27 protein-coding genes, 2 pseudogenes and 2 riboswitches are annotated in these 26512 nt (G+C 40.3%); of the genes and pseudogenes, 5 read left to right on the top strand and 24 right to left on the bottom strand.

All coding sequences use genetic code 11. From position 1 onward, the window contains the following. Positions 1–2 precede the first annotated feature (2 nt). Entirely contained in the window at positions 3–1199 is a 1197-nt protein-coding gene (locus MKY49_RS10475; protein WP_312506853.1) for a class I SAM-dependent rRNA methyltransferase, read from the top strand. 83 nt (positions 1200–1282) lie between these two features. Here the strand turns inward: MKY49_RS10475 and MKY49_RS10470 are convergent, their stop codons facing one another. The 3 genes from MKY49_RS10470 to MKY49_RS10460 form a co-directional block, all read right to left on the bottom strand. Then, complete coding sequence (locus MKY49_RS10470; protein ID WP_341386165.1) at positions 1283–3271, bottom strand: S9 family peptidase; 1989 nt, start codon at positions 3269–3271, stop codon at positions 1283–1285. 72 nt (positions 3272–3343) lie between these two features. Then, a complete protein-coding gene (locus MKY49_RS10465; protein ID WP_322610895.1) occupies positions 3344–4021 on the bottom strand; it encodes a precorrin-3B methylase in 678 nt (225 codons plus the stop codon). Between the two features lie 59 nt (positions 4022–4080). Then, positions 4081–5076 carry an ABC transporter substrate-binding protein gene (locus tag MKY49_RS10460; RefSeq protein ID WP_341386164.1) on the bottom strand — a complete coding sequence of 332 codons (996 nt, stop codon included), beginning with the start codon at positions 5074–5076 and terminating at the stop codon, positions 4081–4083. Positions 5077–5202: 126 nt separating this feature from the next. Further along, positions 5203–5389: riboswitch (cobalamin riboswitch) on the bottom strand. A 182-nt stretch (positions 5390–5571) separates the two neighbouring features. Here MKY49_RS10460 and MKY49_RS10455 point away from each other — a divergent pair. Beyond that, on the top strand, positions 5572–7509 hold the full coding sequence (locus tag MKY49_RS10455; protein ID WP_341386163.1) for a translation factor GTPase family protein: 1938 nt from the start codon (positions 5572–5574) through the stop codon (positions 7507–7509). A 379-nt stretch (positions 7510–7888) separates the two neighbouring features. Here MKY49_RS10455 and MKY49_RS10450 read toward each other — a convergent pair whose 3' ends face one another. From MKY49_RS10450 to MKY49_RS10435, 4 genes are all read right to left on the bottom strand, one after another. Then, entirely contained in the window at positions 7889–8611 is a 723-nt protein-coding gene (locus tag MKY49_RS10450) for a hypothetical protein (protein ID WP_341386162.1), read from the bottom strand. Between the two features lie 72 nt (positions 8612–8683). After that, positions 8684–8809: a hypothetical protein gene (locus MKY49_RS10445; RefSeq protein WP_312506848.1), complete on the bottom strand. Its 126-nt coding sequence runs from the start codon at positions 8807–8809 to the stop codon at positions 8684–8686. A gap of 30 nt (positions 8810–8839) precedes the next feature. Beyond that, positions 8840–9023: riboswitch (cobalamin riboswitch) on the bottom strand. Between the two features lie 161 nt (positions 9024–9184). Beyond that, entirely contained in the window at positions 9185–9796 is a 612-nt protein-coding gene (locus tag MKY49_RS10440; RefSeq protein ID WP_341386161.1) for a C39 family peptidase, read from the bottom strand. A 357-nt stretch (positions 9797–10153) separates the two neighbouring features. After that, entirely contained in the window at positions 10154–10375 is a 222-nt protein-coding gene (locus tag MKY49_RS10435; RefSeq protein WP_341386160.1) for a hypothetical protein, read from the bottom strand. Positions 10376–10546: 171 nt separating this feature from the next. Between MKY49_RS10435 and dnaN the strand changes: the two genes are divergently transcribed. After that, positions 10547–11392 (top strand): DNA polymerase III subunit beta, encoded by an 846-nt coding sequence (gene dnaN, locus MKY49_RS10430; protein WP_341386159.1) that lies wholly within the window; start codon positions 10547–10549, stop codon positions 11390–11392. Positions 11393–11404: 12 nt separating this feature from the next. Further along, positions 11405–11680: pseudogene (locus MKY49_RS10425) on the top strand (DNA polymerase III subunit beta); the annotation flags it as partial. Between the two features lie 44 nt (positions 11681–11724). Here the strand turns inward: MKY49_RS10425 and MKY49_RS10420 are convergent. Both MKY49_RS10420 and MKY49_RS10415 read right to left on the bottom strand, forming a co-directional pair. Next, positions 11725–12075 (bottom strand): YkgJ family cysteine cluster protein, encoded by a 351-nt coding sequence (locus MKY49_RS10420; protein ID WP_341386158.1) that lies wholly within the window; start codon positions 12073–12075, stop codon positions 11725–11727. A gap of 96 nt (positions 12076–12171) precedes the next feature. Beyond that, entirely contained in the window at positions 12172–12552 is a 381-nt protein-coding gene (locus tag MKY49_RS10415) for a PH domain-containing protein (RefSeq protein WP_312506847.1), read from the bottom strand. A 107-nt stretch (positions 12553–12659) separates the two neighbouring features. On the opposite strand from MKY49_RS10415, the gene MKY49_RS10410 reads away from it, so the two are divergent. After that, entirely contained in the window at positions 12660–13046 is a 387-nt protein-coding gene (locus tag MKY49_RS10410; protein ID WP_341386923.1) for a hypothetical protein, read from the top strand. A 72-nt stretch (positions 13047–13118) separates the two neighbouring features. Here the strand turns inward: MKY49_RS10410 and MKY49_RS10405 are convergent, their stop codons facing one another. The 15 genes and pseudogenes from MKY49_RS10405 to MKY49_RS10335 form a co-directional block, all read right to left on the bottom strand. Next, positions 13119–14267, bottom strand: a complete 1149-nt coding sequence (locus MKY49_RS10405) for a copper amine oxidase N-terminal domain-containing protein (RefSeq protein ID WP_341386157.1) — start codon at positions 14265–14267, stop codon at positions 13119–13121. Between the two features lie 237 nt (positions 14268–14504). Then, a pseudogene (locus MKY49_RS10400) lies at positions 14505–14678 on the bottom strand (amidase); the annotation flags it as partial. 188 nt (positions 14679–14866) lie between these two features. Further along, positions 14867–15595: an ABC transporter ATP-binding protein gene (locus MKY49_RS10395; protein WP_341386156.1), complete on the bottom strand. Its 729-nt coding sequence runs from the start codon at positions 15593–15595 to the stop codon at positions 14867–14869. A gap of 12 nt (positions 15596–15607) precedes the next feature. Beyond that, complete coding sequence (locus MKY49_RS10390) at positions 15608–16357, bottom strand: ABC transporter ATP-binding protein (RefSeq protein ID WP_322605024.1); 750 nt, start codon at positions 16355–16357, stop codon at positions 15608–15610. Further along, positions 16350–17168 (bottom strand): ABC transporter permease, encoded by an 819-nt coding sequence (locus tag MKY49_RS10385; protein ID WP_341386155.1) that lies wholly within the window; start codon positions 17166–17168, stop codon positions 16350–16352. Before MKY49_RS10385 ends, MKY49_RS10390 begins: the two co-directional genes overlap by 8 nt. Continuing rightward, entirely contained in the window at positions 17165–18133 is a 969-nt protein-coding gene (locus MKY49_RS10380; RefSeq protein WP_341386154.1) for an ABC transporter permease, read from the bottom strand. The genes MKY49_RS10385 and MKY49_RS10380 overlap by 4 nt, the downstream gene beginning before the upstream one ends. Further along, positions 18123–19709 (bottom strand): ABC transporter substrate-binding protein, encoded by a 1587-nt coding sequence (locus MKY49_RS10375; RefSeq protein WP_322610907.1) that lies wholly within the window; start codon positions 19707–19709, stop codon positions 18123–18125. The genes MKY49_RS10380 and MKY49_RS10375 overlap by 11 nt, the downstream gene beginning before the upstream one ends. Positions 19710–19736: 27 nt before the next feature. Beyond that, positions 19737–20543, bottom strand: a complete 807-nt coding sequence (locus MKY49_RS10370; RefSeq protein WP_274797317.1) for an urease accessory protein UreD — start codon at positions 20541–20543, stop codon at positions 19737–19739. Beyond that, the gene (ureG, locus tag MKY49_RS10365) at positions 20536–21165 is read right to left on the bottom strand and encodes an urease accessory protein UreG (protein ID WP_341386153.1); all 630 of its coding nucleotides are present in this window, start codon (positions 21163–21165) and stop codon (positions 20536–20538) included. The genes MKY49_RS10370 and ureG overlap by 8 nt, the downstream gene beginning before the upstream one ends. A gap of 17 nt (positions 21166–21182) precedes the next feature. Next, entirely contained in the window at positions 21183–21923 is a 741-nt protein-coding gene (locus tag MKY49_RS10360; protein ID WP_274797048.1) for an urease accessory protein UreF, read from the bottom strand. Further along, positions 21865–22311, bottom strand: a complete 447-nt coding sequence (locus tag MKY49_RS10355) for an urease accessory protein UreE (RefSeq protein ID WP_274797047.1) — start codon at positions 22309–22311, stop codon at positions 21865–21867. Before MKY49_RS10355 ends, MKY49_RS10360 begins: the two co-directional genes overlap by 59 nt. Positions 22312–22362: 51 nt before the next feature. Then, positions 22363–24078 (bottom strand): urease subunit alpha, encoded by a 1716-nt coding sequence (gene ureC / locus MKY49_RS10350; protein ID WP_274797046.1) that lies wholly within the window; start codon positions 24076–24078, stop codon positions 22363–22365. Continuing rightward, on the bottom strand, positions 24075–24443 hold the full coding sequence (locus MKY49_RS10345) for an urease subunit beta (RefSeq protein WP_274797045.1): 369 nt from the start codon (positions 24441–24443) through the stop codon (positions 24075–24077). Before MKY49_RS10345 ends, ureC begins: the two co-directional genes overlap by 4 nt. Before the next feature lie 14 nt (positions 24444–24457). Next, a complete protein-coding gene (gene ureA / locus MKY49_RS10340; RefSeq protein ID WP_012294325.1) occupies positions 24458–24760 on the bottom strand; it encodes an urease subunit gamma in 303 nt (100 codons plus the stop codon). A 438-nt stretch (positions 24761–25198) separates the two neighbouring features. Continuing rightward, positions 25199–26458, bottom strand: coding sequence for a methyl-accepting chemotaxis protein (locus MKY49_RS10335; protein WP_341386152.1), 1260 nt, complete (start codon positions 26456–26458; stop codon positions 25199–25201). Positions 26459–26512 lie beyond the last annotated feature (54 nt).

The following is a 26512-nucleotide window of genomic DNA, read 5'->3' as shown; positions in this document are numbered from 1 at the left end:
CGATGACACAAACAATTGCTCTACAAATACAACAGCCATTTTCCGATCAATTAAGAAAAGGCTACCCGCTTATTTCAAAGGATGCAGTGAATGCAAAACAGCTGCCTACCGAGCAAGGAACGCTCCTGAAGCTGATGGATCACCATAATCGATTTATCGGCACAGGATACTACGGTATCCAAAATAAAGGGATTGGCTGGGTGCTGACAACAGATGCCAACGAAACGATTGATAAAGCTTTTTTCATAAAAAAATTCAAAAAAGCGATCGACAATCGTGCAGCATTTTTTAACAATGACAACACGACTGCCTTCCGAGTTTTTAATGGTGAAGGAGATGGCATTGGTGGTTTAACAATTGACTTTTTTAATGGGTACTATATGGTGAGTTGGTATAGTGAGGGCATTTATTCATTTAAAGAAATGGTTTATGAGGCGCTTGCTGAAACAGTCAACTACCAAGCCATTTATGAGAAAAAACGCTTTGATAGTAAAGGGCAGTACATGGAACAGGATGATTTTGTCATGGGCACGCCTGGCGAATTTCCCCTTTTGGTGAAGGAAAATGGCATGACCTATGCGGTTCATTTAAATGATGGCGCGATGACGGGGATTTTCCTTGATCAACGTGAGGTACGATTGGCTATACGTGAGCGTTATGCAAACAGCACCAACATGCTCAATACGTTCTCCTATACAGGGGCATTTTCTGTGGCAGCTGCCCTCGGAGGCGCTAATAAAACAACGAGTGTGGACGTAGCTAAACGCAGTCTAGCTAAAACGATTGAGCAATTTAGTGTCAATGACATTGATTATGAAGCACAGGATATAAAAGTGATGGATGTCTTTCATTATTTTAAATATGCGCAGCGTCATGCATTACAGTTCGACCTTGTCGTATTAGACCCACCTAGCTTTGCACGTACGAAGCAAATGACGTTTTCAACGGCGAAGGACTACCCTAAATTACTGAAGGACACGATTGCGATTACGGCCAAAAACGGTATCATTGTTGCTTCTACCAATAATGCAAGCTTTGGTATGAAAAAGTTTAAAAGCTTTATTGACCAAGCCTTTAAAGAGACTCGTACACGCTATAAAATTGTCGAGGAATACGGTTTACCGAAGGATTTCCGTGTGCCTCGGGAATACCCTGAATTTAATTACTTGAAGGTCGTATTCATTCAAAAGATCGACTAACTAGGAGGGAATCACACTTTGCTGTGATTCTTTTTTTATGTAAAAAAGTGGCCTAAGAAAGTTCTTAAGCCACGAATAAAACCTTATAAATACTTCACAAACCAATCGCGAATATATTCGAGTCGATTAATTCGTAACGTTGGTTTTCCGCTTCGAGATAGCTCATGATTAGCCTCAGGGAAACGCACGAATTTTGTTTCTTTTTTACGATGCTTTAATGCAATAAATAATTGCTCTGCCTGCTCAATCGGACAGCGATAATCTTTTTCACCATGTAAAATCAATAAAGGTGTCTCCACATTATCTACATATTTCAGTGGAGAATGATGCCATAGCTTCTCTATATCGTCAAAGCCCGCTTGAATTTGCCAGTCTGTAAAGTAATAGCCAATATCACTAACACCATAGAAGCTAATCCAGTTCGAAATGGAACGCTGTGTCACGGCTGCTTTAAAGCGGTTCGTATGGCCAACAATCCAGTTGGTCATAAAGCCTCCATAGCTTCCCCCTGTTACACCAAGACGGTCTTGGTCAATAAAATCATAGTGCTCCAACGTGTAGTCTACGGCAGCCATCAGATCCTGATAATCATTACCACCATAATCACCTCGTACTGCATCGACAAATGTTTGACCATAGCCATGACTACCACGTGGGTTCGTATAAAGCACGGCAAAGCCTTGAGCAGCTAAGATTTGGAACTCATTAAAATAGGTGTTGGCATACATGGCATGTGGCCCACCATGAATTTCAAGAACGAGAGGATATTTATTCCCAGCTTCATAGCCAACTGGCTTCATAATCCAGCCGTTAACCTTCCAGCCCTCTGCTCCTTCGAATTCAATGGCTTCTGGTACCGCTAAGGTTCTCGTCTTTAAAAATTCTTCATTGATGGATGTCAGCTGTTCTCTGTCACCTGTTTGCAAGTTGATGTAAAATAAATCGCCAGGATTTGTTGTTGTGCTAATAGCAACAACTGCTTTATCCTGTTGAGCATCAAGTGAGAAACCATAAACATATTGATCATCGTGAATAGCTGGGTAGATTTCGCCCTCTATATTACCGAAATAAATCACCGCATTGCCATGATCTGTTACTTGGAAGTAGAAGCTTTTGTTATCGTTCAGCCATTGAACACGTGGTGTCACTACACCTTGTAGGAAATCTCCAATAGCAAAATCCCCAATCGGTGCATCAAATTCACCTGTGATACATGTCAGCACATTGTCTTGCAAATCATACACCCATAGCTTAGCTTGCGTAGCATTTTCAAATTCTCTTTCACTTCCTACATAGGAAATAAAGCGACTATTCGGTGACCATGATGTTTGATAATACATGCCTGTTCCTTGCGTAAGCTGGCGCGTCTCTTTTGTCTCTACATTTAATAAGAAAATATCGATATTAAATGAGAAATCTAGATCCTCCGCTTTATCTGCTAAATACGTAAGATATTGTCCATTTGGCGACCATGTATCAAGATGGAAATGTTCATTTCCTTCCGTCACTTGCTCAAGCTCACCCGATTCCAAATCGACGATGGCAATGTGGGTAAACTGCTCCAAATTCAAGAACCCACCTGCATCTGATTTATGTTTCATCTTGTCTATTTCGAGAGGCTTTACTTCTTTCTCCTCTTTCTTTTCATCCTCCACCTTGTCTAAGATAGATTCATCCTTCCCTAGCTTAACAGAAAAGGCAATTTTCTTTCCGCACGGTGACCATACAGGAGATGACGCACCATTTTTACAATGTGTCACTTGTTTTGCCTCACCCCCCGCTTTTGACAAAACATAAATTTGGGGCTGCCCCGTTCTCGTTGACAAAAAGGCAATTTGACTGCCATCCGGAGACCAAACAGGAGAACTTGTTCTATCCTCTCCAAATGTCCATTGCTTTGGCGTTCTATCCTTCAAGTGTATGTAAAATAAATTGGATATATAGTCTTTTTTCTTTTCATCAATACGCGTCTCTACATATATTACCTCAGTGCCATCAGGTGATAGCTGGGGATCTGCTACCGATTTTAAGTGATAAAGATCTTCTGGTTGAATTCCTTGTTTCGATGTCATGTTCTTACTCCTTTGGATTTGTAATTTTTATTGCCTTATTACAATACTTCGACACCCTAAGTAATATTCCTGCTATTTGATAGAATCTTTTACTATTTCCCAATATTCAGTGGATTTTGTTCTACGATAAAATTTATAAAAGGGCTCATGAGGACGTGCATACTCCTGATAAAGGCTTATAATTTGTAGCACAAAGCCTTCAATCTGTTCTACTCCTACCCTTTTTGCGAATAATGTGCCAGCCTGTGCCTTTGCCCCCATCGGTATAGCCCCTAAATAAACATCAAAGCTTTCGTTTTGATAAACGAGTCCTATATCATCAAAAGATGGGTTATAGCAGGCAGAGGCACAGCCATTCACGTTAACACGCACTCTTGAAGGGACCTGAATCCTCTCTAACGTATGATAAAGCTGTTCTGTAATATGCACTGCCTCCATTTTTTCACCATCACAAAAATCACATGCCTTCATGACGATATTAGGTACTGCTGGTGCAATATGTAGACCCGCTTCCTGTAAGGCTTGAACAGCTTGTGCGGCAGCACTCGTCGGGACGGATACTATAATACTATAAGAAGCCGAATACTTAATTGCCCCCTTTTCTCCAACAATCTCGGCTATTTTTTGAAATTGTGCTGGCGTGTAATGCTTATTAATAATGCCAGGACTGACAGCTAAGCGTGTAAATTCGCCTTGTTGGCTAAGTGTTTCGAAGGTTTGATCTGGTACGTTTTTTTGAAATGCATTCATGGATATCTCTCCTTATGAAAAAGGAGCTAGCAAAAACGCTAGCTCGGATTGTTGTTAGATTAAAAATTTTCAGGATAGAAGCCTTTTGCTAAAATTTCAATCGCCTCTGCTGCTCGAACTCCTTCAGATGCTGCTGATAGCGGAAGAATAACAAAGCGCTCATTTTTAACAGCTTCCATCTCCTTTAATGCGGGATCATTTTTTAAGAATTGAATCTTTTGTTCTGCTGTTGTTTCACCGTAATCAATGACAACCACCACCTCTGGGTTACGGTCTACTGCATCTTCTTTTGATACGGTTGTCCAGCCGGATTCCACATCACCAAAAATATTTTGACCACCAGCGATGGTCACTAGCTCATTCATAAAGTTTTGACCAGCTGTAAAGATATCCTTTTCACCGCTGTCAAACACTAACACACGTAAATTTTCATCATCTTTCGGTAATTTCGACTGTACACTTTCTACGTCTTTCGTCATTTGCTCAATTAAGGCTTCTCCACGATCCTCCACCCGGAAAATCTTCGCGATATTGCGAATATCAGTGAAAATATCCTCTAATGTCGGCTTTGTCATATTGGAAGCTGTATGTAAATACGTATGAATCCCTAATGCCTCTAGCTCTTCCGGAGTTCCTACGCCCTTTTCACCAAAGCCACTTTTCCAGCCTGCATATAAGAAATCCGCCTCTGCATCAATTACTTGCTCCTTCGTTGGATATTGATCTGAAAGCACAGGGACCTTATCGTAAGCTTCTTGTAATGGCTCATAGATTGTATCATCTAAGTAAGCTGTTCCTACCATGGAATCCTCTAATCCTAATGCCAGCATGATTTCCGTTACATGCTGATTTAAACTAATCGCTTTTTTTGGTGCTTCCTTGTATGTTTGCGTTGTATCATTATTTTCGATCGTTACTTCTGTTGTTGCTGTCTCGGACGGCTCAACCTTTTCACCCTGTTCTGCAGACTCTTTGTTGTCCGTTGCATTACAAGCGCCTAAAACAGCTACTAAGGCAATGACCATGATGAGCCATAAACTATTCCATTTCTTCATGTCCTAATCTCCTTTGTTATGAATATAGTTTTGAGGGCATAAAAAAACCCTCTTGTCGCCAAGAGAGAAGCATAGTGAAAAAATGGTATGGTCACCTTTATCACTATCCCCATCCTCGTGGTTCTTAGTTAACAGTTCATATTGGCAGGTATCCTGGCTTAGGTTCATCATCTATACGCCTTCCCATAGCTACACTACAGTGGCACGTTGTATAGACTCCCCATTTACAGTTGCGGGACAGCATCGGAATTACACCGATTTCCCTTTTAAGCAAATGACAAATGCCATTTGCACCAATACATTTTATAATGGTTAATACTATTGATAGACTAGCAGAAGAAGATTAATCACGCAATGAGGAACATGGCGTGACATCCATAATCCCCATTATATTAGCACTATTTCGACATAAAGACGAACTATTTTACAAGAAATATTTCTACGAGAATTCTGTTACAATGGGAAGATAGCAATGGATAGAAACGAGGATTGGTTATGTACAAAACAATTGGTGTACTTGCCCATGTCGATGCAGGGAAAACAACATTTTCTGAGCAAGTACTTTTTCATACAAATAGTATTCAAGCCCGAGGCCGTGTCGATCACCAGGATACCTTTCTCGATAATCATGAATTAGAGCGCAAGCGTGGCATCACCATATTTGCCGAGCAAGGTCGCATGAACATCGGCGATGATACATACACGTTAATTGATACACCAGGGCATGTCGATTTCTCCCCTGAAATGGAGCGTTCCATTCGAGTCATGGATTACGCCATTATTATTATCAGTGCAGTGGAGGGCGTGCAAGGTCATACAGAAACAGTATGGCAGCTGTTACGTAAATATCATGTCCCAACCTTCTTTTTTATCAATAAAATCGATCGTGAAGGGGCCAACGTAGAGGCAGTCATGAAGCAGCTACGTAAAGATTGCTCACCAGATGTCTTGTTGATCGATGAACCGCTTCGAGCAGATTATCTTTCTAGTAGTATGATGGAATGGCTGGCAGAGCGAGATGAAGAATTACTCGATGCCTTTTTGAATGAATCGTTGGAACATGAACAATGTCTAGCACAGCTAAAGGACATGATTACAAGTGAATGTGCTTTCCCTTGCTTTACAGGCTCGGCCTTAAAGGATGAGGGCATTCAGGAATTTATTGCCCAGCTTCCTCTATTAACCGATACTCATTTTGAACAGGATGCACCGTTTCAGGGAGAGGTTTTTAAAATACGACACGACGGCCACCAGCGTTTAACCTTTATGAAGGCCATGCAGGGGTCCTTACATGTGCGGGATGAATTTACCTTTGGCGAGACAACAGAAAAAATCACAGAAATTCGCCTTTATAATGGCAATCGCTTTGAAACCGTTCAACATGTTGAAGCGGGTGAGATATTTGCTGTTAAAGGGTTAAGTCAGGCAACTATTGGAGACCGCATTGGCAGTACTACACAATCGCAGCCGTACGAGCTCGTCCCAACCTTACAGGCAAAGGTACAATATGAAGGCGACCAACATATTAAAGAAGTGCTACAAATTTTTCGTTTGTTAGAAGCGGAAGAGCCTTCATTACGTGTTCTCTGGCAGGAAAAATTCCAGGAAATCCACGTGCATATAATGGGCGTTATTCAGCTAGAGGTACTCGTTGAGGTATTACAGAAGCGTTTTTCATTAGTCGTTTCTTTCGGAGAGCCACAAATTTTATACATGGAGACAATTGCGACAACGGTTACAGGCTATGGCCATTTTGAGCCACTCAAGCATTATGCGGAAGTGCATGTATTAATGGAACCAAATCCACGTGGAACAGGCATAACTTTTAGCAATGCCTGTCATGCGGATGATTTATCAGTAGGTAACCAACGACTTGTTGAAAAGCACTTATTTGAACGGGAGCATCATGGACTACTGACAGGCTTCCCGCTAACCGATGTTCATTTTACGCTGTTGACAGGTCGCGGGCACAATGAACACACATCGGGCGGTGATTTCCGAGAAGCTACTTTCCGAGCGTTACGCCAAGGACTTGAGCAAGCGCAGAATGTCTTACTGGAGCCATACTATCGCTTTAAAATGAAAGCCTCTAATGACTTTATTGGCCGCATGATGACCGACATTCAACAAGCAGCGGGTACATTCGATGACCCAATCTTGACGGAAACAGATGTAGTGCTAACAGGACGTGCGCCCGTTGCCACTTTGATGAGCTATAGTACAACCTTTGCTGCCTATACAAATGGAAAGGGCGCACTAACACTACAGTTTGACGGCTATGATGTGTGCCATAACCCCGAGGAAGTCATTGCACAAATTGGCTACGATAAAAATGCCGACCCTGAATATAGTTCCTCTAGCATCTTTTGCGCGAAAGGCAAAGGCTACACCGTCCCTTGGCAAGAAGTACAAGCCGCCATGCATTGCCAATAATATCGGGATTGGGATGGCCCGCTCGCGTGGGGATTTGCTCTTAGCGGCAGGGCTTCTTCCTTCCGCGGGTATTCCTAGCTCTAGCGCGGGTGTTTGCTCCTTTCGCGGGTATTCTTCGCTCTAGTGCGGGTATTTGCTCTCCTTCCGCGGGTTTTCCTCGCTCTAGTGCGGGTGTTTACCTCTTTCGCGGGTATTCTTCGCTCTAGTGCGGGTGTTTACCTCTTTCGCGTGTATTCCTCGCTCTTGCGCGGGTATTTCCTCTCCTTCCGCGGGTATTCTTCGCTCAAACGCGGGTGTTTCCTCTCCTTTCGCGGGTCTTCACTCAAGCAGCGATATTCTTTAATTAAAATAAGCCCTCCGTTGGTTGGAGGGCTTATATTTATAGGGCACCGACTGCTTTTTTTGTTGGCTTGTGCACGAAATATGCTGGTTGGACGATTACATAGTCATGCGAGTTTGTGAAATCAATTAACACTTTGCCTGGATGACTTTTGATAAGTTGTAAATGATCAATTAATTTCAGCAAAAGCTCATGGCCGTTACCGCGCGGATGCCAGTTGAAATGATCATTATTTAATTCTTGTACCGCTCCAATAAACTGGGCATATTCCTGCTGTACAAATGCGATGAGTTTGTCGTGCTGTGGTGCTAAATCCTCTATATATGTTTCATAAAAACGCATCACAATCGAGCATAGTAAATCATTCACTCGTGCAGCACTTAAAATAGGCTTTGGCTCGAATGTCAGCCGTTCAAGATTAGGCTTTGCCCGTGTTGAATCAATACGTGTTATGAAATGGTACGGCTCCCCATTCACCTCATAGACAATTGGATTGGACGGCATATACATCATAAAGCTATTGGTCTTCGTTTTCAGTTGATCAGTTACCGATGCCTTCGCAAAAAGATGACCATTGACCTCCCCATTTTGGATCCAAATAATATCTTTATTATATAAAATTTGCTCAAAGAAACGATCATTGCGAATGAGCTTCGTTGCTAATAATTGATCGATCAGTGATTCAACCGCCATTCTCGTTTTCGCTTTCTTGGCTGTTTCTGTGCGTGGTTGCTTACAAATGTTCATTTCTACATACATCATACGTGCATCCCCTTTGCGTACATTTTTTCAAAACAAAAAAGGACTTCCTATTCTTTGAGGAAATCCTTTACATTAACTTTCTTCATCACACAATGCCAAACAAACCCGAAGTAAATGTGAATGAGCCCGATGATGAACCCCTTCATGAACTTTGGGCGTTTGACGTACTGTGACGAACAGAGCATTCTGTTTTGTCAACATGCCACCTCCTATTCCTCGTAGGTTTATGGTGTGTACTCGTAACAGGCAGGTATCCTGACTCATGATCATCGCTTCTTTTCTCCTTCCCGTCCAAAGACAGTGGATGCTGAAAAGTCGCTCACATTTACAGTTGCGGGACAGTGTCGGATTCTCACCGACTTCCCTTTTAAGCAAATTGCACGCAATTTACACCTATTACTACACGCTATTTAGTTGATAAGGAATTTAGTATTACCCTTATCCCTTATAAATTATTAAACTCAATTGTAAATCTTTGTGAATTAAAAGTCAATTTTCACAACATTTTACAAACTATCATTTACTTACAAAACCTCTATTTCACATACCTGTAACCCTAATCGCACCGGTGTGTTAAGATAAAGGTTCTGCTGTTATATAAGTATTGCTATAAAGAGGCATAGTAATATTTTTTACATTCCACAATTTTTTAAATTCCTTAATAGTAACTTTACGATTATAGCTATTGTTAGCATCATTACAATTCACCAGTTGCCTTAATGATTCTGAAAGATAGACAAACTGCTCGTCATATCCTACAACAGGGACAAAATGCAAATTATTAAAATCCTTATGTACTTTAATGAAAACAATTACGGGTGTTCCTTTACTTACTTCATACTTTAATGTATCTATTGTTCCTTTAAAATAGCTTGTTTTCAATCCCTTTTTCCTTAACACCGTCCGGATGCCCTTTGGATACACATTACCTGACCTCATTTTACTAGGGAAACTAGAATATAATGCTTCACCATCGGCCTCTATTCCAAAATGTCGCAACACATACGCTGTTGAAAATCCTGCACATTCCCTGTTATTTTGTATGTCGATTCTATTATTTCGTTTAATTAGATAGTTAGCCGGGTATCCTCTTTTTCGTAAAACAGGAACAGGAAATGTCATTAAATATGCATTTATCATAGTTGATATAATAATCCATAAAATAACTGTTCTAATTATAAACATACTACTCCCCCAATGCTTTGCTGCCAATCACAACAATATTCAAAGCCCTTCTACTTGCATCGTCGTTAGCGCATAATTAAACAATCGAACCCATTAAAGTACATTTATTTACAACCTTCTTTAATTCCAAACGGTATCCATCTACCATTATATCTAGTAATAAAGTAAGCATCGTACCCAAAGCCATATAGTTCCCTCATGATAATAACTCCAATTGACTCCTCCTCCTTGGTGATGCTTTTTTATGTAATGAGTTACTAATCTCGATGAAACTGGAAACCGCTAGAGACGGTCATATCCTCTAGCGGTTTTATGTAATAGCTTCTTATTCAACTTACCAAAGTTTTGCGTACCCCATTACCACTTCTCATTATGCTTATGAACTTTTCTATAAACGTAATCTGCATTATCAAGTCCCTTCCAATTGCTAACAAAATTCAGAACGAGCATAAAAATTCCGAATAAGGCAAACGCCACCATATAATGACCTAAGAAAAATAACAGAAACGCCGCAGCTAATAGGACTATCATTAAAACTATACCAATGACCTGCAATTTGCGCTTCCTCTTTTCATCCATCTGGTTAACCTCCAATCAAAGGAATTATCTTTGTTTACTATTATGGTTTATTTTACCATAGTTTAGTCAGAAATCATCCATTATTCGGAAAAATCCCTTATTGATTGTGATAGGATATTCTTGTTTTTTGTCGAAATAGTTTCATAGACAATTATAATGAGGTGTTCGTGTATGGAATTTATCATAGATCATGAATGTTTTAACAAAGCTATTTCGGACGTTACTAAAGCTGTGTCTTTAAAGACACCGTTCCCCATTCTGGCAGGTATTAAGATAATCGCTTATGATCATTGTTTAGTACTCGTCGGAAACAATTCTGATATGATCATTGAGAGAGTGATTCCTCTAACGATTGACGGAGTAAAAGTACTGGAGATTTATCAACCTGGTAGTGTTGTGATTTCTGCTAAATTTTTAAGTGGGCTTGTTAAGAAATTGCCTAATAAAATACATATCAACGTGAATGAAAAACAATTCGTAACTATTCAATCTGGCGAAATTATAACAAATTTAAATGGCTTTTATTCTGAAGAGTACCCAAGTCTTCCTCTATTTGATGAAACCGACTATATTGAAATCCCTAGTGTAGTACTAATGGAAATTATTGAACAAACTGTGTTTGCAGTCGCAAAAAGTGAGTCGAGACCTGTTTTGACAGGAGTAAATATGATATTCAAAGAGAATCAATTGACGTGTGTTGCAACGAATTCCCAACGATTAGCTTTAAGAAAATATGTAATAGAATCAAGCATAAATGGCTCATTTACCGTTCCAGGAACAAGCCTAAGTGAGCTGATGAAACTCATAAATAACGAATCGGGTGTAATACAATTATTTGTAATAGACAACTATATGATATTTAAATCTACTACTACCTTACTTTATACAAGATTAATAGCTGGAACTTATCCCAATGTTTTTGAACTCTTACCAAATCATTCGAAGACAATCATTACGCTTAACAGGAAACAACTATTAAAGGGTATTGATAGAGCTTGCCTTTTTGCAAACGAATGAAAAAATAACAATGTCAATTTAGAAATTATCGATGGGAGTAAAATAAAAATTTCCTCCAACTCCTCCGAAATAGGAAAAATAGAAGAAACCCAACCTATCAAAGCGATTAACGGTGATCGTGACCTACGTATTTCATTGGATGGCAGTTTTTTAATGGATGCTTTAAAGGTAATAAAAGATGAAGAGATTAAAGTAAGTTTTGGTGGTACAATGAGACCCATCTTCATTGAACCGGTTGATCATTCCTCTTCCCTTCACCTTATTTCACCAGTACGTTCGTATTATTAGAAGACTAGGCGTTTACCCGCCTAGTATCTCTTATAAATTGATAACTACTCAAAATCCTTCCACGTATAATCTAACGATAAGATACCGATATGATTTGCTATTGTTGAAGTATCAATCGTTTTAGTTGCGACTGCTGGTTTTCGAAAACAAACTAGCTCCTTGTAATAGCCAAACATTCTACAAATTTCAGGTCGTACGGCATGGATGCCACATCGATCCTTTTGTATATCGTAAAAAATACATGTACCCACAAATCGTTGTTGGTTTTTAAGCTCTAAACGCATTTTGCTAGGCATCGATTTGAGCTTCTTTTTTATGTTCTTTAATTCCTTCTCTGTGATTGGAACTGGACCACAGCATAACCCCTTACACCCTTCACATGGTAAGTTTTCCATCTTCATTCCCCTTTCATTGCACAACAAAAAAAGCCTCGCATACATGCGGGCTTTAGACGATGTGTTTTGTAAATGTTACTCTTATTATACCATACATTAGGTTCCTAGAACATACTGAGCTAAGACACTTTGTACTTTATAAATATTTGTCGCCTTGTTGAAGTTTTTTTGAATCGGTAACGAACTGCCTGATACCCATATTTTGAGCTCTGCATCTAAATCAAATGTGCCGGCTGTTTCCACTGAAAAATGCACAATATTTTTATAGGGAATGGAATGGTACTCGGTTTTTTTACCCGTCACCCCCTGCTTATCAATGAGGATTAATCGTTTATCGGTAAAAATAAACGTATCTCTTATAATTTTATAGGCATTTTTGATTGTTTCATGTGGAATTAATAAATCCTTTACTTCCTGCTGTAATTTATCTAAATCGACCTCACTTGCATTGCCGATTAACCCATCAAATAATCCCATGATCTTCCCCTCTCACTTCCGTTTATTTAATGTATTACAAAGATACAAGGGCTACGACAAGAAATGATGGTATTATTTAGTTTATAGGAGGTGAGGAGTTGCGTGTAATGATGATTGCTTTTTTCGCCGTTTTCCTCTTTGGCTGTAATGAAGAGAGGCTACCAGGTGGCGAGTTAACTAAGGTCAGCCTCTCAATTGGAGCTGAATTTGGTCAAATAAATACTGATTTTATGGTTATATATGAGGATGAGGAATCACTTGATTTATTCCAACATGCCATTTCTACAGCCGTCAAAAACGAAGGCGTTGTGGATATGGCTTCACCTGAATATGATTTGCAAGTAGTGGATACTGCTGGCAACAAATATGGCTATCATCTTTGGCTAGGTGAGAATGGACAAAGCAGTGTGCTCATGAATACGAAAGACACACATACGATCTACACAATCTCAAAGGATTATATCGAGGCACTCATAGCCCTTGTTCAGCTATAAAAAAACACTTCCGTTTATTTAGGGCTACGACAAGAAATGATGGTTTAATTTAGACTAAAGGGCCCTTTTTACTCATGGCGATATCAGCTCATGGTGATTCCCCTTCAGCTCGATTCTATAATGTCCGAACGTTTTTTTTCTTTCATCAGAGCTTAAATCACCGGAGCGTTGAAAGCCAAATGTAGTGATCCCGTTCCCATTAATTGTCCAATCATAGACATTACCTAATGTGTCAAAGCCATAATAAAATCCAGGCTTACCTAAATAATCGGAAAACCATTGTCCATTGGTAAATGTTGCAGATTTTAAATTGCTTGTATCCTCAGCATTGAGTATTCCACGCTCATATCTTGTCAAGTAAAAGACATTGTTTTGATATGTTTTTACCGACTTTATTGGTGCTTTCTCAATCGCAACTCTTGTAATTGCTTCGCCATCCACACGATATAAAATAAATTCCTGCGTTGTGTTATAGGAATAATTCAAATAAAAATGGCCCATGTCCGTATTAAACCATATATCCCCATATCGAACCGAGTTTTTATCCTCAATTAATTCCTGATAAACAAAGGGCTCGAAATCACTAAAGGTGTTGCTAAATACTAAGTGACCGTTTTCTTTAATGACTGCCATATATCGATCACTGTAGACAATGGATTTTCCTTGATAGAGTAATTTAAAAATATGGATAAGATTAAGGTTTTCAATTGCTGTGGCATGAACGTCCCTAATTATAATCAAACGATATGGTTGAATCTCTGCATTTTTTAAATAGATGACTTTTTTATTAAATGCTTCACCAATATACCTTAAAGGAATATACGTTGAACTGTTGTATATGCTTGCTGCCACATCCATTTCGCTCGATTTACCGTTTATTGAAATATTATTATCTCCTATTTTTAGGGAAATGGTTTTAGTAGCGTATGTAATGGTAATGGACTGTTTTTTTGTATTAAAATCTACCTTTGCACCAAATCCTTCAGAAATAAAACGAAGGGGTACTAATGTTCTTCCATCTTTAACAATCGGCTGAACAGCAGATACTTTCTGCCCATTAATAAATGCCATGGAGCTTTCAGGAGAAAGAATCATACTATTTTTCAAGTCATTTTCAGATACATCTTCATAATAGTCATAAAGATTTTCTGCGTGTGCTGTGAAACCAAAAGCTAGGAACAATGTAAAAGTAAATAATATGAGGATAAATTTCAAGTTCATTCTTACACCTCTCAATAATGAATGTTATATTTTAAAGAAGCATACAGGTTTTTGTTACCAATATATGTATTATCCTTAGTGTACCACTTTTCCGTCAGGTGTTACTACCTCTAATGTCCATACTTTTTCTCTAACTAGCGAAGCTCTTTTAAACTATTGCAATCTAACGAATAAAAGAAGAAAGGGTTCTACATAGTAGATTGGTCTAATATGTAGAACCCTAACGATTATTTAGTGCTATTGAGGAGCCTTTTGCCATTTTATTGCTTGTTCAAAAGAATAGGCTAGCTTAATTAAAGTGACTTCACTAAATGCAGTAGCAGGAAATGCAATACCACAGGGTCTCCTACTTGCCATATTACCTACTGGGACAGCAATTGTTGGATCGCCTGCTTTGGTACTTATTGTGGAAGCCTATACGGTCCTTTTTGATCGAAGCTGGCTAGGAATACATGACTAGTTCTTTGGCTGTTAACCCCCTTGCTCGAACGCCCTTTGAATGGCATATATAGTCATTTCTTCTCTTAAATCCTATTACATTTTATCTCCATCTACGTGCTCCCAGTCTTTTTCTTACATAAGAAATTACAGGAAAATGCTTATGTATGATGGATCGCCTGAAACAGCCTCTGGGCATAGCTGTCTGTGAAAGCAAAGCGATTTTGTTTCTTGTAGCTCTCGTCCACAATTTCTCCCGCCTTCATGACATAAATGCGGTCGCATAAATAAGAAACGGCCTTTAGATCATGCGAAATAAACAATATCGCCATGTCTCTTTCTTTATTGAGTGTGACTAATAAATCGATTATTTCCCGTTGTATTAAACGATCTAGACTCGAAACAATTTCATCACAGACTATTAATTGCGGCTCAATTAAAATGGATCTTAGTAAATTGACACGTTGTCTTTCACCACCACTTAGCTCTGTAGGTAAGGCATGTAAGATATCTGCTGGTAGCTTAACTTTCTCTAGCATGGTCTGTAAATACGTATCATTTACTGATAATTGATGCTGTAATGGCTCTCTTAATAGTTCCCTTACCGTCCACGTTGGGTTTAAGGCCGCTGTAGCATTTTGAAAAATGAGCTGGCATCTTTCATAAAAAAAGGTGCGATTATGTTTGGTAATAGCTTGGTTTTGAAAGAGCACTGTTCCTTTGTTCGGCTTTTCTAGCTGCATGATTACTTTAGCCAATGTACTTTTGCCGCTGCCACTTTCCCCCACTAAACCTACTAATTCACCATTTCCTACAGTAAGGTTAATATCTTTTAATACTTGCTGTCCTCTTCGATAGCTTTTAAAAACATGGTCAACCTGCAGCAACAAAATTTACGCCTCCTAAAAATGATTAGCCACAAGCTGCTTCGTATATGGATGCTTCGGCTGTTCAAAGATGTCTTTCACATGCCCTCGCTCCACCATTTCTCCATTTTTCATTACAAGAATAAAATCAGCGATGGCAGCAGCAACACCTAAATCATGGGTAATCAATAGTATTGTCGTTCCTAGTCGGGTATGAAGCTTTTTCAATAGTTGAATAAATTCCTGCTGATGGAGCATATCTAAGGCGGAAGTTGGTTCATCCGCTATTAAGATGTCTGGCTCATTGTATAAGGCACAGGCGAGCATACAGCGTTGGAGCATTCCCCCTGAAAGCTCAAAGGGATAGCAATCTAACACATTTTCTGGTAAATGAAAGTCCTTTAACATGACTTGGATGGTAGCTAAAAAATCCTTCTTCTTATGACCCTTCCGTAAAGCACTTAACGCATACATTTGTTGCTTTATCTTTATAGTCGGTGAAAAACTATTGATGGCATCCTGGAAAATCGTAAAGAAATGTTTTTGACGTAGTGCCAGTTGCTCCTGTTTCGATAGCTCCATTATATTTTGACCATTAAAATAAATTGACCCTTCCACTGTTGCATGAGCAGGAAGCATGCCAAGCAAGGCTGAAATAGTCGTGCTTTTCCCACTACCACTTTCACCAATCATCACGGTAATCTGCCCTTTCGGCACAATGAATGACAGATCTTTGAGAATTGTTTTTTCATTCATTCGTACCGCTACATTGTACATCTTAAACATGTGTCCGCTCCCCTCCCTTCTTGAACGTACTTCCTATTGCTTGTACACATAAAATAGTTATAAAGATTAATAGTCCTGGAAACAGCCCCATCCACCAAGCACCAACTAGTAAATCATTTTGTGCCGTATAGAGCATGGTCCCCCAGGACGGAATGGCTGGTGGGACCCCAATCCCTAAAAAGCTTAAAGACACCTCCGTAAATATAGCGCCAGCAAAGTTAAAAATCGTTACGACAAAGATGGCGGGAAAACTATTACGTAATAAATGGCTATAAAGAATTTTCCACAACGGTGTACGGAACATTTTAGCCATTTGTACAAATTCGGCTTCCTTTAAACGGATAAATTCAGATCGCACAATACGTGCTGTGACAAACCAGCTCGTAACCCCCATAATAATCGCCATGCGCCAAACGCTCCCCTGCATAATCGCTTGAAGGGCAAGGACGATCACTAAAGAAGGAATGGTTAAGCATGCCTCTAATATACGCATCATCACGGCATCAATAGCCCCGCCAAAATAACCACTTATGCCTCCATAAATAATGCCAATTATACTGGCTAGAACAACGGAAACAATGGCGATGAAAAGAGTCACCCTCCCACCAATAAGCAAGCGGGATAGGACATCTCGGCCTAATTGATCTGTTCCGAGGAAATGTGTCGTAGTAGGCGCCTCATAAATATGGTTCATATCCATCGCATTTGGTTCAAAAGGAGCGAGGATAGAGGAGAAAAGGGTCAAGCCAAAAATGAAAGCAAGAAGCACTAACCAAAAGATGGGTATCTTCCGCTGTTTTTCTTTTCTCATACAAGCCCCCCTCTTCTTAACCTAGGATTCAGGCAAATCATTAGGATATCAATGAGAATTAAACACATAACAACCACAACGCCAATGAGTAAAATAGCCCCCATAAGTACAGGAAAATCCTTAACCATGACTGATTTCACCAAAAGCTGTCCTAAGCCTGACCAGCCAAATAAGGTTTCAACGACAATGGAGCCTCCGAAAAATGAAGGAATGGTAACACCGACATAATTGATATAGGGAATCATGGCATTGCGTAATATCATCTTACGAATTTCACGCTCTGGCACTCCGTTGGCACGTGCAACTTGGACATAATAGCTATGGTTCTCAGCCTTCACATTCTCCTGTAAAAAGCGGGCGAATATCCCGACATGTGACAGAACAAGGACTGTTAAAGGAAGGACCATATGGTATAGTCGATCCACCATCCCTCCATTCCCCCGTACATCATTCATCCCCGATGAAGGAAACCAGCCTAGCTGTACGGAAAACACCATGATAAATACTATACCGAGCCAAAATGGTGGGATAGCTGAACTTGCAATACTGACAATAGATAGTCCTCTATCTAGTAATGAACCTTCCAGCATCCCTGCCCGTAAGCCGAGCCAAATGGACGCAATCGTTACCATAACTAAAGTCAAAACAACGAGCTGTAGTGTATTCGGTAAACGTTCCTGTAAAATTGTTGCGACTGATCTGCCCTCTTTTGCCGAGTATCCTAAATTGCCTTGTAGTACGCCACGAAGCCAAGAACCGTATTGATACAGTACTGGTTGATCGAGATCAAAGGCTTTTTCAATACGCTCCTTCTCAGCTGCGGATAATGTTTGCGCATTGCCACCATAATAAGCTGCAGCTGGATTACCAGGAGCGGCATGCATCATGAAAAAAGAGAGGAAGCTCACGATAATGAGGACCATTGTCCCCATTATCACTCGCTTCCCGATCCATTTAGCGATCATTCCATTTCCACTCCTCGACATTCCATAGGAAGCCAGCCCCGTGGTGACCTAAAATCCGCTCTTTGACACCATGAATCTGTTCATTGATGCCATATACTGCATCCACGTAGGCAAAGTAAGCGAAAGGTGGATCTTGTGCTAGTTCCTCTTGTAATGCCATATAGACTTCCTTACGTTTTTCAGGATCAACGGTTGTTCGTCCTTCCTCTAGCAAAGCATCTACTTTAGCATTGGCATAGCTGCCGTAATTATAGCCAGCACTTGTGTGGCTTGATTCACCCGAGTGGAATAAGCTATACGTATGATGATCTGCATCATATGGACTACCCCAGCCCACCATAAAAGCTTCTGAATCTTCAATGACAATATTGTTCCAATCTAGGGCAGCTACATTCACATCTGCCCCCACCGCTTTATAGCCTTCTGCTGCATAATTAGCCATATTGACACGAACTGTATCGGTAATCGGAGCCGTAATCGTAAATGCTAATTTTTGACCATCCTTATAGCGGAAACCGTCATCCTTTAATGTCCAGCCCGCTTGTTCTAGGAGCTCGTTGGCTTTCTTGACATCATAAGAATACTGTTCAATCGTGCTATTGGCAAAGGCATGCTTTTGTAATGGTGAGTATGCTTCCGTACCGTAACCATGTAAAATGCCCTTTACAATACCAGCGCGATCAGTTGCATAGCTAATGGCCTTACGAATCGTCACATCTTGCCAAATAGGAAACTTCATATTAAATAAGAGACCGCGATAATCTGCTGATTCAACTTCATACATTTTTAAATGCTCTACTTTTGAAAGCTCCTCCACCTGATTCGGGTCAAGAAGCGCAATATCTACCTCACCAGATTTTAGCTGTAAAGCTCGCACATTGCTATCAGGGATAAATTTAAAAATGACTTTTTCAATTGAAGCCTTTGTGCCAAAGAAGGCTGGGTATGCTTTTAGTGTTAAGCTTGTTCCTTTATCCCATTGCTCAAACATGTACGGACCAGCCCCAATTGGTTGTTGGTTAAACGAAGCCGTTCGCATTTCTTGCCCTTCGAAGGCATGCTTTGGCAAAATTGGCACCGTTAATTTATCTAACATCGGCGTAAATGGCTCGTCTAATTGAATGGTCATTGTTGTGTCATTGATCTTGTTCATTGATGCTACATGGTTAAAATCAGACTTTAAATAGGAGCCGTTTTCATCATCTAAAATACTGTCAATGGTAAAGATAATATCGTCTACTGTTAATGCCTGCCCATCATGGAACGTCACATCTTGTTGAATGGTAATTGTATAAGTCATCTGGTCATCAGATATTTTAATGCTTTGAGCAATATCATTTACCGGAACATTATGCTCATCAAAGCGCATCAGACCTCTAAATAAAAATGCATCTAGATTGGTTTCCTCCAACAGCGGATTCAAACCCGCAAACTCAGATTCCGAGGCAAAAATAAGCTCATTTGCCTGAGACGATGATGCAGCAGCTGGTTGTTTCTCTTCCCCCTGACTAGAGGCACAGCCAACAAGACTTATTGCTACTATCATCAAAAGTATGAATAGGGAACTCTTTTTCATTTACTATCTCCTTTATCACAACAGAAATTACAGCAATGTTGAGATGTACTCAAACATATTGTTGATTTCTTTGTGAAGTGTTCGTTGCTCTTTGGCGAGCCATCTACAATGAATGGCCTGATCGGTTAGTTTTGTCACACTTGCCTGAACGGACGGTTCCAATTGAATTCGATCCTGTAAATCTCGTATATTGAGATGTTGAACCTGTGGCGCCACAATCCATAAGGAGCCGATATAGAGCGCCTTTTCAAGCAAGCCAATCGTTGAAAAATTCATGTCCTGTGGCTTGAAATGAAAGGAATCAAAAGCAATCAATGAATCCTCTACATAGAGCTTGTACTTAGATTGGAATGCTTGATAATCAAAGATTTCTCCTCGCATTTCTCTTCCAGGGGCGACAATCTCCCCCCAAATCAATGTTGAGCTCTCTTTCAGATGAATCGTTGTATCTACCTGAAATTTGGCTCGTTCAAATGGAATGGTCACTTCAGGAAGCCATTCTAATCGCGCTCGTTCATCGAGTTCCACTGTGATGGCTTGTGTACAAAACTCGCCAGTGTGGGAAGGGTAAATTTTTAATGCTGATTGTTGCTTTAACCTTACCTGACTGTCTGGCGCAAGCTTTACTGAAATTTCATTGCGGTCTCCCGCGACCATACCACCAGAGGACTCCATAATAAAAACGGTGGCAGTTGGATGATTGCCCTCATACAGCTCTCGACTTGCCTTTAATGGCGGCTGCTGATACACATGAACAAGCCGTGTAAAACCCCGTCTAGGCTCAAAAGCCATCTCCAACTTACCGAAATGATTGACCCTTCCTTGATTAAGCATTTTCTTCAACTGCTTCGGCACCTTCAAGGAGCATATGGTGCTGAATCCATTCAACCACCTTATCAACATTTGTTTGTGAGCGAACATCTGCAAAAATATATGGTCGTCCACCACGCATTTTTTTCACGTCCTGATCCATCAGCTCTAAATCAACACCAACATGAGGGGCCAATGACGTTTTATTGATTAGTAATAAATCAGAACGTGTTAACGCTGGGCCACCTTTGCGCGGAATATCCTGTCCTTCTGCTACATCAATGACATAAATATAGCCATGAACAAGCTCTGGACTAAATGTAGCCGATAAATTATCGCCACCGCTTTCGATAAAAATAATATCTAAATCGGCAAAGCGTTTATTCAAATCATCAATCGCGGCAAAATTCATCGATGCATCCTCACGAATGGCTGTATGTGGACAGCCACCTGTTTCCACCCCAATAATTCGCTCTTCGGCTAAAACACCGTTTGTGATTAAATATTGGGCATCTTCTCTTGTATAAATATCATTCGTGATTACTGCCACATTGTAGTGCTCATGCATCACACGTGTTAATTGATCGACTAAAGATGTTTTGCCTGACCCAACAGGCCCTCCGATACCAATGCGTACTGGTTTCATATCTATCCTCTCGCTTTCTATGAAATAAATAATCTCGAAAATAAAAACTCATGCTTCATGGAGGCTAGTTCTATACCTAGCGCATTATTGGCAAGGTCATCTAGCGTTAACGTCTTCACCGTTTTGGCAGCTTCCTCCACCGAGGCAAGGAGCTTATGTAGGGCTTGGACACCTGTGTTTTGACCGAACGGCACTGCTCGTACGGCATTTTGAACGAGGCCACTAATTGTTGCATACATAAAGGTCATGACAGCATGAAAAACGTTAACACCTAGTGCTTCACAATAAATCCCATATAAAACTGCATAATGACCTTTCACGACTTCCTGATCAATGTGATCCTTCCATTGCAATAAAAAAGGGCTATCCATAAGTGGGGCTACTGTTCGCATAAATTGCTTCCCTACATTGACACTAGCATCTCTTGACTCCTTCGCTAGCTTCATAGCGCCACACAGTTCATCCAGTTCAATAAGGCGTGTAACATTTCGGGCTTGTGCTGCATGGAACGCCTCCTGAATAAGGATGGCATCCCCATACACTAAATTTTGCTCTAGATACACCTGACAAAATTCAACTAAATGTTCCTTCGTGCGAATGCGATCCTCTTGAATATACGTTTCCATACCATAAGAGTGGGTATAGGAACCGATTGGAAAGGCAGAATCATGGATTTGCAATAAATGCAATAAGGATAAATTAGTGAGAGTGTCCACGGTATTTAAATGGCTGCTTGAAACGTCTTTCAGTAGTTTCATAATGCACCCCTATTTCATCTAGTAATGGATTAATCGTATGATCTGCTCGTACGATGATTTCATTGTTTTCAATTAAGCAAGGTGTATGGCGATTCCCTAATTCAAATGCTGATTTCCCCATTTCGTACATGTCTTTTGGGGTAATAACGATAACGGGCTCCAGCTTCGTGCGAATTGCAATACGACGTTCGGCATCCTCAAATAATAAGTCGCCATATTGTAATGGTTCTTCTCCCTCTAAACGCAAAGCAATATCTGTACCTTGATCCGTTGTCGTACGAAGAATTCGTTTGCTTAATTCCTCCCACTCTAGCTCAATCCATTCTGTTGTTTTCTGTTGATGTTCTTCTTCATTAGCAATATTGCCTATTACTTTTTCAATTAACATAAGTTCTGCACCTCATCCTCTATTTTTAGCTGTTCCTCTCACTTTGATGGCTTAGAATAGGAAATATCGTTGGGCCATTGGTAATATATCCACAGGCTCACATGTTGCTAGTTCCCCATCAATTTTTACTTCATAGGTTTCTGGATTCACATCAATCTGTGGTGTTGCATTGTTGAGCTTCATGTCAGCTTTACGAATATTTCGGCAATTCGAAACCGTACCAATCATTCGTTTTAAGCCTAATTTTTCAGGTAGGCCTTCCTCCACAGCGATTTTCGGTAAAAATGTCATGCCACAATTTTGAGGACCTTGACCATAAAAGCCAAATGTTTGACGTCCTTTCATTGGCTGTGGCGTAGGAATCGACGCATTCGGATCACCTGTGATGCCATAGACCGCAATCCCTGCCTTAATGACTACTTCTGCCTTAACACCAAAGAATGCTGGCTCCCAAAGGACGATATCTGCTAGCTTCCCTTCCTCTAGCGAACCTACCTCATGGCTAATTCCGTGGGCAATCGCCGGGTTAATATTCAGCTTTGCCATATAGCGCTTAACACGATAATTATCATGATCCTTGCCTTCATCCTGTGGTAATGGACCACGTTGCTTCTTCATTTTGTCTGCTGTTTGGAACGTTCGTAGCGTTACCTCACCAACACGTCCCATCGCTTGTGAGTCCGAAGACATAATACTTAAAATCCCTAAATCTTGCATAATATCTTCCGCTGCAATCGTTTCTGGTCGAATGCGGGAATCCGCAAATGCCACATCCTCTGGTACATCATGCTTTAAATGGTGGCAGACCATTAGCATATCTAAATGCTCATCTATAGTGTTCGTTGTAAACGGTTTTGTTGGATTTGTAGATGCTGGCAAAATATTGGGTAATGATGCCATGACAAGCTGGTCTGGCGCATGTCCTCCACCTGCCCCCTCCGTATGGAAAATATGAATGACTCGCCCATCAATCGCATTAATTGTATCTTCCACAAAACCCGCTTCATTCAATGTATCCGAATGAAGAGCAACCTGAATATCATAGTCATCTGCAACAGATAAACTTTGATCTAGCGCTGCTGGTGTTGCGCCCCAGTCCTCATGAATTTTCAAACCAATCGCACCTGCACGGACTTGTTCTATGATGGGTGCTGGCTCAGATGCACTTCCCTTTCCAAGTAAGCCAACATTTATTGGGAAGCCCTCAACTGCTTGCAACATGCGATGCAAATGCCATTCACCCGCTGTTAAGCTCGTCGCCTTCGAGCCAGCTGCTGGGCCTGTTCCACCACCAATAAAAGTTGTTGTCCCTGCTAGTAGGGCCGTCTCCACCTGATCAGGGCTGATGAAATGGATATGTGTATCAATGGCTCCTGCCGTAGCAATTAGCCCTTCACCTGCATAAACCTCTGTACCAACGCCGATAATCATGTCCTGATCGACTCCGTCCATGCTGTTCGGATTACCAGCTTTCCCAATACCAATAATACGTCCATCCTTTATACCGATATCTGCTTTGACAATCCCTGTATAATCTATAATGATGACATTAGTAATGACGGTATCAAGCACACCTTCATCACGTGTATTTTTACCATTTTGCCCCATCGAGACACGTAATGATTTACCACCACCGAAGACCCCTTCGTCCCCGTAGGATGTATAATCCTTCTCAATTTCAATCCACAGGTCTGTATCTGCTAAACGAACTTTATCTCCGACAGTGGGACCAAACATTTTCGCGTAAGCTTCATGTGTTACCTTCATTTTTCTTCCGCTCCTTTAAAGCCACCTTCAATTGCCTTATCTAAAATTTCTTCCTTATGGTGGGTAGAGCCCTCTGTTAGCCTATTTAAACCAAAGACATGCTGTTTGCCACCAAACTCGACAAGCTCCACCTCTTTTTCCTCACCAGGTTCAAAGCGCACCGCTGTCCCTGATGGAATATTGAGATGCATACCAATAGCATCTTGCCGATTAAACTCTAGAAATCTATTAACCTCGATAAAATGAAAATGGGAACCTACTTGTATAGGTCGGTCACCTGTATTGGCTACCAATACCTTTTTCGTCGCTCTACCCACATTGATTTCAATGACACCGTTTTTCGGTCGGATTTCTCCAGGAATCATTCTCCAACACTCCTTTATTGAATTGGACGGTGAACCGTAACAAGCTTCGTCCCATCTGGGAATGTACACTCAACCTGCACATCTGAAATCATGTCCCCGACACCTTCCATTACATCTTCAGCTGTAAGTACATGCTTAGCCTCACTCATCAGCTGCGCTACCGTTTTGCCGTCTCGAGCACCTTCCATAATAAAACTACTAATCAGTGCCACAGCTTCCGGATAATTTAGCTTTAAGCCACGAGCTTTTCTTTTCAGCGCAAGTTCTCCTGCCACATGGAGGAGTAATTTTTCTTGTTCAACTGGTGATAGCTTCAATCCAATCTCTCACTTTCCTATATTCAGAATTATCTTTCAATAATATTTTTTCTGGACATAACTTCCTTTCAGTAGTTTGAAATGTTCTAACGATTTAGTTGTACGTGCATTTAGTTGTTGTCTTACAAATTATGATTTCGCAAGGGATTTGCGAAGAGAAATAGAAATGACTTGTTGACCCGGCGAATGCGGGTTGCAATAGTTGAAGTGAGTAATAGAGGTAACAGCTAGTCCATTATAAGAAACTACATTAAAAAATTCAACATTTTTATTTATCTGTGAATTTACAAGTTTGCTAAATAATTAATAAAAAAAGAGGCATATTTTACAGAAAATTGGTCATCTGTAAAAAAGCCTCTTGTCTTGCTAGCTAAAGCGAATGAAAAATTATATTAAAAAACTAGTAAATTTATTTTATGTAAAATAATTATTTCAGGACTAAAAACGCTCTTTTTCATAATCAAATCGATTGGTTAGCTTCTGTAAATTATCAGCTTGCACGGTTAAATCCTGTGTAACATGATTGACTGCTTGCATGGAGGCAGTTTGTTCATCCATTGAATGTAAAACAACTTCTGTGTAATTAGATAGCTTGCCCATGTCATCTGCAATCGTTGTGACAGAGGATGCCACTTCATTCGCGCTACTAGCAAGCTGTTCAGCTGTCGTTGAAATGTCCTCAAGCTGACCTGTCATTTCGCGAACATGCTGTGAAATCGTTCCAAAAGATGTTGTTGCTTCATCAATGACATAAACACCCTGTTGGACATTTTTTAAATCATCTTCCACTGCTGACGCAACTTGTTTTGTATCACTTTCAATCCCCACGACTAAGTCCACAATTTGCGTAGCAGAATGCTTTGATTGCTCAGCTAACTGACGCACTTCCTCAGCCACGACCGCAAAGCCTTTCCCATGCTCCCCAGCACGAGCAGCTTCAATGGCTGCATTTAATGCTAATAGATTTGTTTGATCCGTAATAGCCGTAATCATATCAGTCATCGCTTTTATATCTGTCATTTTACTTGATAATTGTTGCATAAGACCACTTGTTTTTTCAGTTGAAGCGGAAATAAATTGCATTTGCTTCTTCGCAACATGTAAAATCTTTGCACCATTTCCTGCAATATCATTGGCATCCTTCGCATGATCAAAAACATCCTGTGTAGCAACGGTAATTCGTTCGATTCCAGCGACCGTTTCCTGCATCGCATTTGCGCTAGAATAAGCCGACTCGGCAGCCTGTTTTAAGCCCTCAGACGTTTTTTCCATTTGTTGATCTACTTCTTCTACAGCAAGAGTAATTTCATTCGTACTTGCTGATAACTCCTCAATGCTTGCTGATAAATCAGATGAGCTGTGTGCAATTTTTTGTGACATTGTTTGTAATTGTTCCTTCATTTCTAAAAAGGATTGTGCTAGCTGAGAAATTTCACTATTGTCTCGAACCTCAATGTTCACATTATCTAAATGGCCTGCAGTAATCCCTTGTGCAGCCTTGGTTAACTGTTTAATTGGCTGAATAACTTTGTAGTGCACATACGCCGTGTAAGATAGTGTAATCGCGATTCCTACGATGGTTAAAATGGTAGAAAGCCATTCTAATGACGTTACATTGGCTAAATCAATAAATAAAATAGCAATCATTAAGACATTTAAAACAGAAAAGCCAAGTAAACTCTTTTTTCGTAAACTCATAACAAATTCCCCCAACTAAAATATTACTTCTATACCATCATTATAGTTGAATAA

It is taken from the genome of Lysinibacillus sp. FSL M8-0134, assembly GCF_038069745.1.
GTDB lineage: Bacteria > Bacillota > Bacilli > Bacillales_A > Planococcaceae > Lysinibacillus > Lysinibacillus irui.
The sequence above is the reverse complement of the archived record's forward strand: the minus strand, read 5'-3'. Positions and strand labels throughout refer to the sequence as shown.